The 15,465-nt window shown below is 47.7% G+C and carries 15 protein-coding genes; 6 read left to right on the top strand and 9 right to left on the bottom strand.

Going from position 1 to position 15,465, the window contains the following annotated elements; translation table 11 throughout:
- Nucleotides 1-207 precede the first annotated feature (207 nt).
- Nucleotides 208-468, bottom strand: coding sequence for a DUF7219 family protein (locus tag QUA36_RS29345; RefSeq protein ID WP_006631574.1), 261 nt, complete (start codon nucleotides 466-468; stop codon nucleotides 208-210).
- Nucleotides 469-758: 290 nt separating this feature from the next.
- Complete coding sequence (locus QUA36_RS29340; RefSeq protein WP_333161417.1) at nucleotides 759-926, bottom strand: metallothionein; 168 nt, start codon at nucleotides 924-926, stop codon at nucleotides 759-761.
- 146 nt (nucleotides 927-1,072) lie between these two features.
- On the opposite strand from QUA36_RS29340, the gene QUA36_RS29335 reads away from it, so the two are divergent.
- Nucleotides 1,073-1,483: a metalloregulator ArsR/SmtB family transcription factor gene (locus tag QUA36_RS29335; protein ID WP_333459941.1), complete on the top strand. Its 411-nt coding sequence runs from the start codon at nucleotides 1,073-1,075 to the stop codon at nucleotides 1,481-1,483.
- Between the two features lie 121 nt (nucleotides 1,484-1,604).
- Here the strand turns inward: QUA36_RS29335 and QUA36_RS29330 are convergent, their stop codons facing one another.
- The 6 genes from QUA36_RS29330 to QUA36_RS29305 form a co-directional block, all read right to left on the bottom strand.
- Nucleotides 1,605-1,802 (bottom strand): heavy-metal-associated domain-containing protein, encoded by a 198-nt coding sequence (locus QUA36_RS29330; RefSeq protein WP_333161419.1) that lies wholly within the window; start codon nucleotides 1,800-1,802, stop codon nucleotides 1,605-1,607.
- A 322-nt stretch (nucleotides 1,803-2,124) separates the two neighbouring features.
- Nucleotides 2,125-3,060 carry a transposase gene (locus tag QUA36_RS29325; protein ID WP_333459940.1) on the bottom strand — a complete coding sequence of 312 codons (936 nt, stop codon included), beginning with the start codon at nucleotides 3,058-3,060 and terminating at the stop codon, nucleotides 2,125-2,127.
- Nucleotides 3,061-3,086: 26 nt separating this feature from the next.
- Nucleotides 3,087-3,464: a transposase gene (locus QUA36_RS29320; RefSeq protein WP_333459939.1), complete on the bottom strand. Its 378-nt coding sequence runs from the start codon at nucleotides 3,462-3,464 to the stop codon at nucleotides 3,087-3,089.
- A 68-nt stretch (nucleotides 3,465-3,532) separates the two neighbouring features.
- A complete protein-coding gene (gene aroF, locus QUA36_RS29315) occupies nucleotides 3,533-4,384 on the bottom strand; it encodes a 3-deoxy-7-phosphoheptulonate synthase (protein WP_333456745.1) in 852 nt (283 codons plus the stop codon).
- A gap of 142 nt (nucleotides 4,385-4,526) precedes the next feature.
- Entirely contained in the window at nucleotides 4,527-4,739 is a 213-nt protein-coding gene (locus tag QUA36_RS29310; protein ID WP_333459938.1) for a hypothetical protein, read from the bottom strand.
- 367 nt (nucleotides 4,740-5,106) lie between these two features.
- Entirely contained in the window at nucleotides 5,107-5,871 is a 765-nt protein-coding gene (locus QUA36_RS29305) for a sulfotransferase domain-containing protein (RefSeq protein WP_333459937.1), read from the bottom strand.
- 36 nt (nucleotides 5,872-5,907) lie between these two features.
- Here QUA36_RS29305 and QUA36_RS29300 point away from each other — a divergent pair, with 36 nt between their 5' ends.
- The 5 genes from QUA36_RS29300 (at nucleotide 5,908) to QUA36_RS29280 (ending at nucleotide 14,256) form a co-directional block, all read left to right on the top strand.
- The gene (locus QUA36_RS29300; RefSeq protein WP_333459936.1) at nucleotides 5,908-6,060 is read left to right on the top strand and encodes a hypothetical protein; all 153 of its coding nucleotides are present in this window, start codon (nucleotides 5,908-5,910) and stop codon (nucleotides 6,058-6,060) included.
- A gap of 566 nt (nucleotides 6,061-6,626) precedes the next feature.
- Complete coding sequence (hpsA, locus tag QUA36_RS29295) at nucleotides 6,627-11,759, top strand: hormogonium polysaccharide biosynthesis protein HpsA (RefSeq protein ID WP_333459935.1); 5,133 nt, start codon at nucleotides 6,627-6,629, stop codon at nucleotides 11,757-11,759.
- 32 nt (nucleotides 11,760-11,791) lie between these two features.
- Nucleotides 11,792-12,424 (top strand): hormogonium polysaccharide secretion pseudopilin HpsB, encoded by a 633-nt coding sequence (gene hpsB / locus QUA36_RS29290; protein ID WP_333292737.1) that lies wholly within the window; start codon nucleotides 11,792-11,794, stop codon nucleotides 12,422-12,424.
- Nucleotides 12,425-12,488: 64 nt separating this feature from the next.
- Nucleotides 12,489-13,613 (top strand): hormogonium polysaccharide secretion pseudopilin HpsC, encoded by a 1,125-nt coding sequence (gene hpsC, locus QUA36_RS29285; RefSeq protein ID WP_333459934.1) that lies wholly within the window; start codon nucleotides 12,489-12,491, stop codon nucleotides 13,611-13,613.
- Nucleotides 13,614-13,671: 58 nt separating this feature from the next.
- Nucleotides 13,672-14,256, top strand: a complete 585-nt coding sequence (locus QUA36_RS29280; protein WP_333459933.1) for a GspH/FimT family pseudopilin — start codon at nucleotides 13,672-13,674, stop codon at nucleotides 14,254-14,256.
- 332 nt (nucleotides 14,257-14,588) lie between these two features.
- On the opposite strand, the gene QUA36_RS29275 is transcribed toward QUA36_RS29280, so the two are convergent.
- The gene (locus QUA36_RS29275) at nucleotides 14,589-15,377 is read right to left on the bottom strand and encodes a cobalt-precorrin-6A reductase (protein WP_333459932.1); all 789 of its coding nucleotides are present in this window, start codon (nucleotides 15,375-15,377) and stop codon (nucleotides 14,589-14,591) included.
- Between the last annotated feature and the right edge of the window lie 88 nt (nucleotides 15,378-15,465).

Genomic DNA, 15,465 nt, shown 5'->3' with positions numbered 1-15,465 from the left:
TTTTAATGCTTGTTGCAGAGTTTTCTTTGTCTCGGAACTGAGAAAGTTTTTAGCAGGCATTCACTTTTTCTGAATATCATTATGTTATATTATACCAATATGCGTTTTAAATGCACAACAGCTTACCTTTGCTGGGTACGCAGCAAAAAGCAGCGTTTGCAATCGCAGGGGTTTTCGATTGCAAACGCTGCGTTTGCTGCGATGACTTTAAGGTGAATTTTGCTCCTCGGTACTGGGGGGTTTTTGGCCAATTCCCAATTGCTTCTTAGAGGATTTTAAGTCTTTCCAAAGCATCTTAATATCTTTATAGGCTTTCTCAGCGCTAATTTTACCCCCAGTTTCTAGCGAGCAAATATAAGTTATTTTTTGAGCAAACTCCTGCAAATTGGCATTAAACGCCAAGTTTTCTGGCGTGAAATCACCGTAGTAGCGATTGCGAGGATGTAAAAAATCTTCCCGCTCTTTCATTGCCCCCTCCTAATTTAACTTTTGGTTTTCAACTTTTGGTTCGGTCTCTGCTGTTAATAGCACTATTTCTACTCAGTATCGCGGCGCTAACTTGCTTCTATTGTATTGCGTAAGTAGCAATTGTGCTTTTTCGCTCTGTATTTAGTCTATTAATGCAGTCTTAACCTTAAGTTAGCTTTATCTTAACTTTTGTTTAACCTAAAAGCAAAAAAATTGGGAAATGCGGTGTTCGCATCTCCCTTGAGATATATTTGGCAGTTTGTTGATTAACCTTTTCTGAAACCGAATATTTATTTGTGGCACTCGCAGCCGGTGTGGCCGCAGCCTTGACCGTTAGGGTGCCCGTCAGCGCAAGCACTGGAACAGTATGTTTTGCCCTCTTTTTCAATGGCTTCGCTGGGGCTGACAACGCACGAACATGAAGGACAGGCACATTTTGTTTGGGTGGCGGTAGTCATTTTACATTCTCCTGGTGGGGTTGTTTGTCTGTAATTATATATGAACACATATTCAGATATACGTCAAGGGAATGTAAAAGTTTTGTTACAAAAGCTTTGCCGATCGCAGTAAAATGAAAATGAGAATTAAAACTAGCCGGCAAAAGATGTCACCCAACTCTGCTGTTAATGGAGCGATAAGTCAGCCTCACCAACAAAACGATACACCAACGTGCGATCCATCGCACTTAGTTGACTGTTTGCGGGCCGGGGACATCCAAACACAAGTTCTCAACACCGCAAAAGCTCAGCGGATGGCTGAGTTTTTCAGTCTTTTGGGGGATGCGAATCGCCTGCGGTTGCTGTCGGTTTTGGCAAAACAAGAACTGTGCGTGTGTGACTTGGCTGCGGCGTTGAGTATGAGTGAGTCAGCAGTATCGCACCAGTTGCGGGCATTGCGGGCGATGCGGTTGGTAAGTTACCGCAAGGTTGGGAGACAAGTTTTTTATAGTTTACTCGATCGCCACGTTTTGGAACTTTACCAAGCAGTCGCCGAACACTTAGACGAAGCAGATTAAGCTTTTGGGCATTGGGCATTGGGCATTGGTAATCAATTTAAAATTTTGTAGGGGCGGCTTTTACGAATAATCTCAGCCTAAGACCAATAATCTCGTAAACCCGCCCTCACCAAACTCGATATCAATCTTTAACGGTGTGGCCCGTAGCAACAACCGCCTGTTTAATTGACTCTTCAGAAGCTTGAGCTTCTACTGTAACAGTCTTAGCTGCGACATCCACATTCACAGTAGCATCGGATTCAACAGTTTTGATGGCTTTGGTAATTGTATCACCGCAGCCGGAACAGACGATCGAGGGAACGTTAAGTAGTATTGCCATAATTAAGCAAAATTTCGTAGATGACAGTATTATTTTTTATTTTAATCTAAATTCGTGAAACACGCGCTTTCGCCGATTCTGGCAGGGGTTTAAACCCCTGCCTCAAAGCTCAATTCGCTTAAAACTGATATCTTGCACCATTGTCAATTAACCTTTTATGAACAGGCTTTCGGGCCTGTTCCACAAGAAAATTTATCTTTTGTGGAACAGGCCCGAAAGCCTGTTGCTGACAATGGTGCAAGATATCAGTTAAAACCGACTGTAGAGTTTGACGTTAAAAGTTATACATTATCCCCTACGAATATCACTTCAAACTTAATAGTTACAGGTTTTCTAGGCAAATATTACACTTGCCTCGGACAACCATTTTGTAAGGTGTGACCCTTACCGGACGTACTACCACGCCCTGTATTCCCTCGACAAAAGCGTTGGGAAATGCTTTTCTAACAATGTTCGCACTGCCATTCACATCTGCATTGATAAGTCTGCCATCACCAGCACGAAACAAACCTCGCTTAATTCGCTTACCTTTGTACTCTGAATGCTTTACACAAGGTTCATTATCCAAAAAAGAACACTTTGAAGTGTAACTTTCTTCAATAACTTTCACAGCTATTCCTGCTAACTGCGCTTTGTAAATTAGCATTTCAATAAACCTTGCATGAGGTATTGCTACGAAGTTCTGATTAGTCCGCTTGCCTAGATTTATGCCCTGTTTCCACCCATCGTTTTTACCAATCACCAGTGTCCCGATTCGGTTAGCTGCCAGATGATTGATGATGAATCGACTAGCGTTGTGCAGGTAATTATCTATTTTTACATGACGCTTGTGTGTGAATTTGTCAATTTTGTTTGATGTCTTTCTCTCTACCTTCAAATATGACTGCAATACAGCTTTCTTTTTGTGATAGTAAGCATTGATTGATTTGAGCGGTTTGCCATTTATTATCAGGGTGACAAACCCCTTTTGATTGGATGTAATTGTGGCTAAGTTATTGAGACCAATATCAATCCCTGCTATCCCTTCAACACCTATCGATGATGATTGAGTTAGATCCTGGGACTCATAAACTACCTCCAGCGAGTAATGGTAAGTTTTTGGGACGATTCTGACTTGATTTACGACCCGAACTTTAGTAGTCAGAAATATATCAGTCAAAGAGAGTTTTATGATTCCTTTTTTGAGCCATTCTTTACTGATGGCTTGAGCGGTAAGCTGTTCAGCATTTAAATTTTTTGCCTGAAAGCCAGGGTGCAAGGAGTCTAGGGTTCAAAAATCCCAATTTAAATGCGTATCAGCTTATAAGTCAGGACATTTCTGCCTAATGTTTTGTGTTTGTATCTGGGTATTTTTGGTCGGGCTTTGAATTTCTCTGGATGGATGGTATATTCCTTGGTAGCAGCAAAAAATGATTTCCAACTTTCATGTAATCTCAATAATACTTGCTGAGATACTTTGGCTGGTAATGCTCGATAGTCTATTGTTCCCTGACATAGTTTCTGTATTTTGTAATAATCGAGGTATTCTCCTTTGAGGATAAATTTTTGTCGGATTAGGTAGTTAGCGTAGTTGAAAAGATTCTTAGAAAGAAAGCACAAATTATCTAGCTGCTTGTATAGCCAGTGGGTTCGATCGATCGTGTGCTTTTCAACTAGCTGCATTGTTTGGCCGTTATTTTGACTGTACTATACTAGAAATGGCTAGAAATGGCTAGAAAGTTAATGAAGTTTTACAATACCTGGGTCGGCAAATTAATCTCGGGTATGGACCGGTGGGCGGCGGCAGCGAAAGCCCGCAAACTCGCAACTAAATCTACCATATCTGGTAAAGAAAGAGCTTGCCGCGCGTCAGAAACGGATTTTTCCGGTTGCGGGTGACATTCAATAATTAATCCGTCTGCACCGCAAGCAACCGCTGCTTTGGCTAGTGGTGCGACTAATTCTCGCTTGCCGACGGCGTGAGAAGGGTCTACTATTACTGGCAAATGAGTTAACTGTTTCAGCGCTACGACTGCACCTAAATCTAATACGTTTCGGGTGTAATTGTCGAAGCTGCGGATGCCTCTTTCGCAGAGAACTACATGAGGATTTCCGTGACTGAGAATGTATTCGGCGGCCATCACAAATTCTTCGATTGTGGCTGATAAGCCGCGTTTTAGCAGGACTGGTTTTCCGGCTTGACCGATCGCCTTTAGTAACTCGAAGTTTTGCATATTCCGACTGCCTAGTTGCAGCATATCAGCATAGGTGACAACTGGCTCGATTTGGGCGATCGACATTACCTCTGTCACCACGGGTAAACCGTAACGCCGGCTGACATCGGCTAAAATTTCCAGTCCCTCAATTCCCATGCCTTGAAAAGCATAGGGAGATGTGCGGGGTTTGTAGACTCCGCCTCGCAAAGCTTGAACGGATGCGGCGGATAGTTGGCAGGCGACTGTTTCCATTTGTGCGGAACTTTCGACGGTACAGGGGCCGCCGATGATTAATAATTCTTGGCCGCCGACTGAGACTGTTTCTGAGAGTTTGACAATTGTTTGGTGTTCTGGATGAGATTTAGTGACGAGTTTGGCTTCTAACATGAGGGTATTTTCCTGGAAATTTAAGTGGGTGGTTGACAACAAAAAACCCGGAACTTTTAGGGGTTCCGGGTTGGTGCGAAAAGACAGCGCGACAATTTACCCAGAACTTTTGTTGGGCCAAAAATAGAAGCTGTCGTACCAGTTACTGAATAATGTCATTGCTGTTTTCGCTTGTAGTCGATTGGTTGTTGGGAAAAGAAGTAGAAAAAACAAAACCGCAGGTGTTAATCTGCGGTTCGCCCGGATGTTCATAGTGAATTGCAAATTCACTCCGGGCGAACTTTGCTGTACCAAAAATAAAAATAGCTGTTGGCTGTGAACATAGGTGAAGTGCTGCGATTTGTGGGTTAAACACAATACTATTGCACAAGCTAGCACAGGGAGATTCGGATGTCAACCTATTTTGAGAAAAAAATTTGTATAATGGGCGCTCTTGTCCCTCCCTTGTTAAGGGGGGCTAGGGGGGATCGAGGGGCTAAGTAGTAAGGTGGAGTTCGATCGCTCTTTTCGCCCCTTAATCAGGAATATGTCTCGTTTATAGCTTCGTTTCGATAGTCCCTAACGCCTCTTATTAAGGGGGGCATGAGTATTTAAAGTCCTCATCTATATCTCGTTTATAGCGCAGTTTAGATCCCCCCTAACCCCCCTTAATAAGGGGGGGACAAGAGGGAGCTTTCCGATGGTAGGGGGAACGATACTTTGATGCAAGGGAGATATATTGATTAGTCCCAGCCGAAATCTCGATCGCACAATTCGGCTAGTCTTTGGTTGTGCGATCGAAAATATGCTCTCAATTGCTCGTATATTGTCTCGCTGATGGGCGGATATTCGCTGGAGTTGAGCTTTCCGTAGGTTGGTAGTTGGTGAGGCGGTAAGTCTAAAAATTCGAGGACGTTGTTGAGGATTTGGGCTGGGTTGCTATACAAGTCTTCGCTTTTGATGATTAAGATTTGTGATTTGGGAAAAAGTTTCATCCAGGCTGGGAGTTGATCTGCGTAAATGCCGCGGGCTAGATAGGTGTGGTGTTGGTGTTCGTAACTATAGTATTTGGGGTTGGCTAGGAGTTTTTCCATTTCGCCTTTGAGTCTTTCGGGTTCGGCGGCGATCGCGTCTTCTAATGAGAGAGTTTCGTATTTTATTCTGATATAATGATAGTAGTGGGAAATTGCGCGATCGACGGGGTTTCTCAGCAGGACGATGATTTTAACTTTGGGACATAAATCATAAATTCGCTGGGGAACGTGGGGGTGAAATATGTAGTAAGGACTGGCTTCTCCGGTGATTTTTTTGGGGCCGTGTTTGGGTAGGGGAAATTGAGCATAGTACCAGTCTGGGCCTTTGTCGAAGTTTAAGTCAAAATAATGTACTTCTTTTTGGGTGGCATGGGCGATTTGGGGATGTTGGGTGAGATAGGCGTAAAGCGATGTTGTTCCGCCTTTTTGGGCGCCGATGATGATGAAGTCGGGGGGTTTGGGAGTTTGTTTCATAGGTTGTAGGTTTTATATTTTGCAGTTGTACTGACAGTGTTTGGGATTTGGCATTTGTACCGATCGCACTTGGGGGCATTACGGCAATTCGATCGCACTTGGGGGCATTACGGCAATTCGATCGCACTTGGGGGCATTACGGCAATTCGATCGCCCAATTTAGATTTGATTGCACTGATACCAATTTAATGTGAAGTTGCATATATTTCGATCCCCCTAAATCCCCCTTAATAAGGGGAGTAGGGGTTGACTTTGACTAAGCTCTTGTCCCCCCCTTATTAAGGGGGGTTAGGGGGGATCAGATTCTATGCAGCCTCATATAAAATTGGTATGAGAGGCTTAACCACAATTCGATCGCCCTCTCTACATTCTAGATTCCGGTGGTTGAAACTGAGCCTAGACAAACAAAGCCTGCCGGGGTGGGCTGGGAAATACATCGGATACGATCGCGATCACTGTTTTCGGGTGATCGCATTCACTCTCGCTCTGAGGAATGACATTTCAATTTAACTAGATTAGACTGGAGTTAGGAATATCTAATCCGTGGGGGGCAAATCTTTCGCGGAAAAATATATTATCGGCGGCGATTTTGGTTGCGGGTTTGTGGGTTTTATTTTTCAGCCAAAGTACAGATTTAAATTTGTGCAAGAGGCTGATATGCAAGTGGCAAAAAATGGGAACAATAAGGATGGGATTGTACTGTCGAGCAGTAACTACCAGCAATACCATCTCTGAAATTATTCAGGAAGGCGTCAATGTTTAAGAGCAAATTATCCAAAATTATCGTATCCCTGCTGCGGCGGATTGCTGGTGTTACCAGATCCGGGGCGAAGCGGTTGATGAGAGCAATGCTGCAAACCCTGATGGCTATGGGCCGGAGGGCGAGACTGCCGGTGGCGGGGTTTGTGCTGCCGACGGTGACGATGGTGTTGCTGGTAGTTATATTGTTGACTGTGGCGATTACCCTACGATCGTTCGATCGGGCCAATACGGCGCGTAACGTGCGCGTGAACCAGCAGGTGCTGGCGGCCGCGACTCCCGCGCTCGATCGGGCGAAGGCGAAAATAAATTTCCTGTTGTACGAAGACCCGCAAAGACCGACTGCGACTCCATCCGATGAAAATTTATACAGCAGGCTGGCAAACGCTAACGCTACACCTGCTAACCCCACCGATCTTTACACATTTGGGGGCGAGCAACGGCTGATACTTAGATCCGATCTTAGTGTTCCTGCCAATGGCGCAAATCTGTCAGACAATCCTCGAAACCCAATTATTAACCCCGCAACAAATGTAGAAAATGAAGCTATAAATACTGCTTGGAGATATCCCGTCGATACCGATAACGATGGAATATTTGACACTTTTACTCTCTACGGAATATTCTCCCGCACCCCCGCACGCAGTAATGTCGCCCCAACTGTAGGCGACTTCACAAGACCCAGAAGACCCATCGAAGCAAGAACCCCACCAATGTCGGGGAATGCAACCCCTGCCTGTGCCAGGGGTGGAGGTACAGTTGCTAGTTTGGTGGGCAACCTCGGTTGGTACAAAACCGACGACGGTCTACTGAAAAAGAGCTTTTTTGTTTATACGGTTAATGTACCAATCACAGCCGCAGAAGCTGGTTCCCTGGGTGCAAATTATCAAGCCTTTAAAGGCACCACCAGCATTTCGGCCCTTGAATACCAGCAAGACCAAAGCCGCATTCCCCTCGCCAACAACGCGGCAGTTTATGAAGACGATCTAGATATCTCGCCGGGGCCTCCGCTGAATCTAAACGGGGGTATACTTACAAATAGCAATTTGTTGGTATCAGGGGTCAATAATCCAAATAGTATACAACTGTATCAAATCAGCAGCCCAGCTTCCTGTTTTTACAACCAGGAGAATAGCAAAATTACGGTGGGAGGAAATGTAGTTAGCGGGTGGTCGGGCAGCACCATACCCACGAATCCAGTGGGCGTACATCTTTTTCGGACAGTTGCTAATCTTCCTGGACCGGGCGGGAGAACAGCAGCAATGCAAGCTGCAGCCCAAACCATTAACCCCGCAAATCAATCCGCTACGGGCAATAACAGCTTGCAGGTACTTTATAACAATGCTGCCTATACAGCTCGCCTCGCTATGCTTGTAGCAGCAACAAGGGGACAAAACCCTCCCGATGAAGATGTTGAGCCTGTAGCGGCGAACGATCCTTTTTCGGTGCGAAATAAACCGGACACCCAAACCCGCAAACAAGCGCTGGAAGAACATTTTAAACAGACACTTCGGAAGGTTCCTTTTGCTGAAGTAGGGCCGGCCGCACCTACAAACGACCCAACTCTAGGTTTCAGCCTTCCCTGGGCGCCACCGCTACCGCCACAAACACCGGGGGCATTGCCTCTTCAGGGACAAGGTACTGACGATCTGCGACCTCCCGACGCATGGAGCATTCCCAATCCCGCTGTAACCAACATTCAACTTACACCAGCCCAGCTACCAGCAACAGACCCTTCAACACAGCCCGACCAAGAACCACTCTTGGGCGATCGGGTATTGGTGGGTAATAACCTACCAGCCCTCAGAGATGCTGCTAACAATGGCAGATTGGTCAACACGCCCCAAAACACGGGTGCAACCTGGACGGGCAGCACAGCGCAGCGTACCCGATCGCCCAGGGTGACAAAACTGGGTGACGTGGGAGCGACCGACCGCAGCGGTTTCTGGGAAGGTGAATCTGCCCGAGTACCCGTCAATCCCCTGGATGGCAATGGTGGTCTGCGCGTCATCACCGGTGCAGGGGTTTACGAGCGCACCAATTCTTTTCTGCCACCCCCCACTTGGCAAGATCCTGTGACTGGTCTGCCCAGAGGCGGAGCAGCAAACCCTGCTAATACTTACGACGACCCAGCAACTACTGGTGTTACTGAGGCTTATCCTGTGGTGTGGCCCGATACAATGCCGATGTCGCCTCTGGGGCCAGGGTCTCAGGTGTATGACAACAATCCTGCTGGTGGGGTGGGTTGGATTCAGTGGCCAGGAGCACCGCTGCCGGCGCAACCTTTGCCCCCAGGAGGGCTAACGCCAACGGGACTGGCGGTAGCAGCAGGTTCTGCGATCGACCCGAATACTCCCCAGTATGCCAAGGGGGATTTGCGGATGCGGGCGACAGTAGTTTATCACTATGCAAACAATCCGACGCCAGCGGGAACTTTCAATGAAACGCCGCTGGCCTGCATCAGCAGCTATTACGACCCCAGCACTGCTTCTACAGCCAGAAATCGAGTGGGACTTCCTAATGTAAGTGGCGACACCACAACCCCATTAGGGACTCCCGGAGCTCAAGTTGGTTCCAACAACGGGGTAGTCTATGGCGCCGGTGCAACAATAGTAGCAGGTAGAGCGATCGGTCCTTTGGCTCCCGTAAACGGTTTGTTCCCCGGAGCTAGTCCTTTAGTACAGCAAGCTAACTTAGTCTTCCCCGACGGCCGGTTTGTCAACCCGCTTTTGAGAGACGCTCTGGAACGCGCCCCCGGCGCTCGCTCTTTGGCACAAACAGCGGCTATTGACTCAACTAATTGCGCTCTACAAATTCTAGGGGGTGCCGCTCCAGCTCCCGGAGTTATTCCTGATGGGGCTATAAAAGAAGTAGCATTTTTGAATGCTAGAGAAATCAAAGCGATCGACCGCGATGACTGGCAGACCCCCAACGTTAACGAAGCCTTTACGCTCAGCAGTCCGCTAACAGATGTTAGCCCAACATCACGAGCAGCGCGGCTAACGGGAAACTACAACCTGCCTTTAGAAGAACGGGAACCCTTAGAAATTCGCGCCACTCAAATCGACCTCAATGTATTGCGGAGTACCCAAATTGGAGCGGGAGAGTATTTACTGCCGAACACCGGGATTATCTATGCCAGCCGGGATGATGCGCTGCCCGATCGCAGCGCCCGCATACCAGGTACAGGAGGCGCGAGCATAGATGAAGCCAGGAGCGCATCGGTCAGTCCTACGGACTCCCGACTCGACCCCACCCGCAAGCCTAACGGGATTCTGCTCGTTAACGGTTCGCAGCTAGCTCGAATCCCCGGTATCGGAAATAATCCTACTGTCGCCGCCGTGGTACAGGAAAAAGGACTAACTTTGGCATCTAATTTGCCAGTCTATATTCAAGGAGATCTCCAAGGAGGTTTCAATCTTCACACTCAAGAAGAGTTTACTCAGGCTCTTAATTGGACGACTTTCTACGATCGCCAAAACCTCAATCCAAACTTTGCCTGTCGCCAAAACGACCCCAGAGTCACCGGATGTGGGATCGGCGACACTTGGCGTCCCGCAAACGTACTGTCAGATGCAGTCACCCTACTCTCGGCAAATTACCGTTTTGGCTTCCGCAACGAGGGTGATTTTGACCTGAGAAACAATGCCGGTGCTGCTGCTGTATTGCCCCGCAAACAGCAAGGATTTTACACCAATAACTTTGTTACCAACGGACTATCGAGTGGCGCATTCTCTGCTACTGGTGACCGTTTAGGAGTGGGGGCAACACTAACAGATGGCAGCTACGCGGCTCCCAACGCTCTTAGAAGTTCTTACTTCAACAACTTCGTTACCCCCGTGCAGCGGCGCGGGCAGTTCCCGGAGTATGTAATGGAAGTGTGTACAAAACTGCCGGTTTCTGCCTGTGGGGATGGCGACTGGCACGTCAATCCAGCAGCGGCGACGAACCCACCCTCAGCAGCAGGTAAGGCAAATGTTGGTGATGCTGTAAACCCAGCCAATTATCCAGCAGGAACAACGGCTATTCCTCCAGCGCCTGAATTGCAGCGCTTCCCTCGTCGCGTTGCTTTTCAAAGAAACCCTGCTGCACCTTTCGCTCTGACAAACCTTGCTAATCCAGTGCCTTTAGGGGTGAGTGCCGGAAACCAGGTTATTGCTGTTAATGCTGCTGGTCAAGCCAGGACAACATCAGCTAATTCTTTGTGGTTTGCAACGACGGTAGCCTCTGGCGGTAATCCCGTAACCTACGGTTCAGGCGATTTCCCGTATGTATTCAACCGCAACCTGATGGACAGCACGGGTGCAGTGCTACCAGTTTTAACAGCAGCAGGCGCGCCAACTTCGGGTTCGCAGCCACTGCTGATGCCAGTCTTGCAAACTCAAACTGTGGGACCAGCAGGGGCTCGAAGTGCTCCTTTACCAACAGGTGGACTGGCCGTGCAAGCGACTGGGTGGATACCGCAGGCTTTGCCCGCAGGCACAACATTCAACCTGATTGTAGGCTCGAACGACACTCCTTCCCGAGCATTAGGCAACAACGTTGGTGACTTTAACGGCGGCCTGCAAAACTTGGCCCGGTTTTTGGAGAACTGGAGTACCATTAACAGCAACATTCAAGGTAGTTTTATTCAGTTCAACCGCAGTGCCTACAGCACCGCACCCTACCTCCCGATTCTCGATCCGGCGGCTCCGCAACAGACAAATCCAGACACTCAGTTGCTGAGCCTATTTGCGCCACCGACACGTGCAGCCCTACCCATAGCCGGACCAGCTCCAGCCATCAATTATTCCCCTACCCCCCCTCAGCCTGGCTATAGAACTGCCAACGGCAGCATCCCCGGTGCCAATGGTATGGGTCGGATTCCCTTCTTTACTGCTCCTGTAAGGAACTGGGGTTATGACGTGGGCCTGGTATCTCAGTCGCCTGACTTGTTTACCCAAAGGTTCACTACTCCTCCTGCAAGGTCTACCCCGGATCAGTATTTCCGGGAAGTACCCCGAAATGACCCGTGGGTACAAACTTTGATGTGTGCAGAAGTTGCCCCGCCGGCGCCTGGTACATCAGGCCCACCTGCTATAGCTGTTACCAATCCCAATCGCCCAGCAGTTTGTCCTCCAAACCTTTAACTTTCGGCCGAGCAATTACCGGAGACTTCTATATGACAGATCAACAACGACAACAAAATGTATCCAAGTCGCGAGATGGCGGCTACACGATTATCGAGTCGTTGGTAGCGATGATTGTGGTTTCGGTGCTGATGATTGCGATCGCCCCCGTGATGGCATTCTCAGTAGCAACTCGCGTACAAGCCCGCCGGACGGAACTCGCCACCCAGGCGGCGAGAGCTTACATAGACGCTCTCAGAACGGGGGCGATCAAACCTCCAACTGATCCACAACCTACGATCGGTTTTCCTGCGCGAGATACGTCTGTTCCTCCTGCTTTTCATCCTGCTCCTACAGCCTCCAATGCTTTGTACTGCGTTAACTTGGATGAAACGGCAGGTTGTGCTGGCAGCAAAGAGTTTTTTGTTCAAGGTGCTTGGCGAAATCCAGCTAATGCGACAAACGATCCGACCCCAACAGGCTACGAACTTACTGTGCGGGTTTACCGCGCGGATGGGTTTACCGGAGGTCAGATGAAAACTGAACAGCAATCAGTTGCTAATTCCGGTCTTGGCAATCCTCAAGCGCCTGTGGTGGTCATGAAAACGGAAATTCCCCCTACTACAAACGGAGGTACTTCTGCATATCGATCGTTGTGCGCTCGTACCCCCGGTGGCTGTCAGTAATAATCAAAGTCCCGGTTGTTAGATTTAAAATCGCTCCCCCCATTTGACAAAGGAAAAAGTCAAAATGAAAACTTTACTCAGGTTGCTTCTCAAAAGTCAGCACCAAACAAACCGATCCGATGTAGCTCACACAGACAAGGGTATGACTCTTGTTGAGCTATTAGTGGGAGCGATTATGGCATTTTTAATCATTACGCCGATGCTCGGTTTTGTAGTCGATATGCTGAATACCGACAGGAGGGAACAAGTAAAGTCAAATACCGAGCAAGACATTCAGGCAGCGGTGGATTTCATCGCCCAAGATTTGAGTCAAGCGATGTATATTTACGACAATAGGGCGCTCAATGGGCCTGCTGGCCCTAACGAACAGATTGTTGGGCCCCAGCTTCCTCTAAATGCAAATGGAACACCAATTCTGGTATTTTGGAAGCGCCAGCAGCTAAGAAATTCTCTTCCTATTAATCCCACTGTTGCTGCTAGTGTCAAACCCAGAAATTGCGAGGCTCAGAATCCCCGTCAATGCAACGACACCTACGTGCAATCTTTAGTTGCTTACTACCAAGTTAGAGATGCCGACCCTACTTGGTGTCAACCGGCTGGAGGCAATTGTCCTACTCGTATTGTTCGCTATGAAATTAGGGATGGAATCGATCGAATCACAGACCCCTCAGTTCCAGGTGGTTTGGCCACTTACGGTACTGCCAACACAACAACCGCTCAGCAAACAGATCCTGCTTTTAATACTTCCACTGACAATGACCCAGCTACAAGTTTTAGCCTAAACAATCCAACAGTTAATGTGACAAATCCAACGGGATTGGCAAGTCCACAGTCAGGGGCACTAAACCCTCAAGTGCTGGTTAATTATATAGACAACAGTACACAGAATGTTCCGGTTCCGACAGGAGTAGAGTGTCAAAATCTTCTGGGTTTTGTCCCGCCCGCAGTAACACCGTCAGGAACACCAGCATTCGTTCCCGATCATTTACTTATAACCGACAGGTCTGGCAATTCAGCTCATAGCTTCTACGCTTGTGTTGATACATCTAATAACATAGCCAGAGTAACTATCAGAGGAAACAGCCTGCGTCGCTTTCAACCCAACGATACTGCTTACAACCCCAACAAATCGGCATTTTTCCCAACAGCAACCGTTCAAGTACAAGGTCTCGGTGCAGTAGGACAATAACTTATGTTTGAAACAGATTTCCGAATCGCGCCAGTAGCAGATAAAACAGGAGAATAAAATGAAAACCCCAATATTATTAAAAGTTTTGCCTATTTCTGCCACAAAAGTAAACCCTAATTTCAAGAAAACTGCATCCAGAAAGGGCGATCAGGGATTCACCCTTCTAGAAGTGCTCGTGATAGCGTTAATCATAGGTATATTAAGCTCGATCGCCGCTCCAAGCTGGCTGGCATTCATCAACAGACAAAGAGTTCGCACTGTGAACGATCGCGTTTTCCAATCATTACGACTGGCACAAAGCGAAGCAAAGCGAACTAAGAGCAGTGTCACAGTTAGATTTGATACAACGCTCGATCCGCCAACAGTTACGTTTCTCCCGCCACTAGCTACGGGTGGTAGTACGCAGACGTTAGATGGTGGAGGCGAAATTCCACCCGGCACTATTGCGCTTACCGTTAATACACCTGCTCCTACCACGCCTCCAAACTCGATCGTTTTTGACTACCAGGGTAATCCCTCCACAACTCCGTTTGTGGTCACAGTTGCTCCAGCTAATGCTCCTAACAGCTCGACCAGACAGTGCGCGAGGGTAGAAACTCTCATAGGAGGAATGAGAACTGCTGAAGGAACAGAATGCAACTAACTAGCTGCCCATGATAGCTATAAATAAATTTAATCTTAATCTCTAACAGCAATTCCGCATAAGTTCAGAATTGCTAAAATCTATTAAATAAAATTATTTTATATTTCAAATTCTATTAAAACAGTCCAAATATGCAGCTAGAACTAAAACAAATAATCATCCAGCCAGGAAATCAACTATTACTCAAAGACATAACCTGGCCGATGTTTGAAACCCTACTAATATCATTTCCGGTAACACCGGAATGATGTTGACGGTTGACAGTGAACAGTCAACCGTCAACCGTCAACAGTGAACTCGAATTTACTATTCCGATGCTAACGAATTTGATATCATAACTGCTTAACTAACCAAGCGATCGCCCCTGCAACATCAGCAACTTTTTCAACATCCGCAATCGGCGGCCGCTGCACCATCACCACCGGAATTCCCAGTTCCCTAGCCGCCACAATTTTCGCATAAGTAGCACCACCGCCGCTGTTTTTACTAACAATTGTATCAATCTGATATTCTAATAGTAATTGACGCTCGTCTTCCAAAGAAAAAGGCCCCCTTGCTAATAACAATTTACCATTAGGAATAGGAGAATTGAGTGCGGGAGGATCGATCGCCCGCATCAAAAACCAAATAGCATCCAAACCAGCAAAAGCAGCCAATTCCTGCCTACCAATCGTCAGAAACACCCGCTGAGACAGCCCTAATAAAGCCCTTGCAGCCTCCGAGTGGCCGGCAACATCAATCCAGCGATCGCCCTCCACCCTCTCCCAAGCTGGACGCACCAGCATCAAATAGGGCACATTACATTCAGCAGCAGCAACAGCAGCATTAGCAGAAATCTGAGCCGCAAACGGATGAGTAGCATCAATCAACAAGTCTATCGGGCGATCGTCTCCGTTGGCGTAGCCCCCGTAGGGGCGGGCTCCGCGATCAAGCAAAAACGCCGCCAGCCCAGCCGCCCCACCAAACCCCCCAATTCGCACCGTACCCGTTTTTGGGGTAAAAGGCTGTTGAGTGCGTCCTGCTAGCGAAGATATCACCTCAATTTCAGCAATTTGAGACGCTCTTACCGCCAGTTCAGCAGCATCCCCCGTCCCGCCCAAAATCAGCAAGCGTTTTTTCACCAAATTCTCCCTAATACCAATTTAATGTGAAGTTGCACATATCTCGATCCCCCTAAATCCCCCTTAAGAAGGGGAGTAGGGGTTGACT

The organism is Microcoleus sp. Pol10D4 (assembly GCF_036701555.1).
Classification (GTDB): domain Bacteria; phylum Cyanobacteriota; class Cyanobacteriia; order Cyanobacteriales; family Microcoleaceae; genus Microcoleus.
Note: the sequence above shows the minus strand (reverse complement) of the source record. Positions and strands in the feature narration are given on the sequence as shown.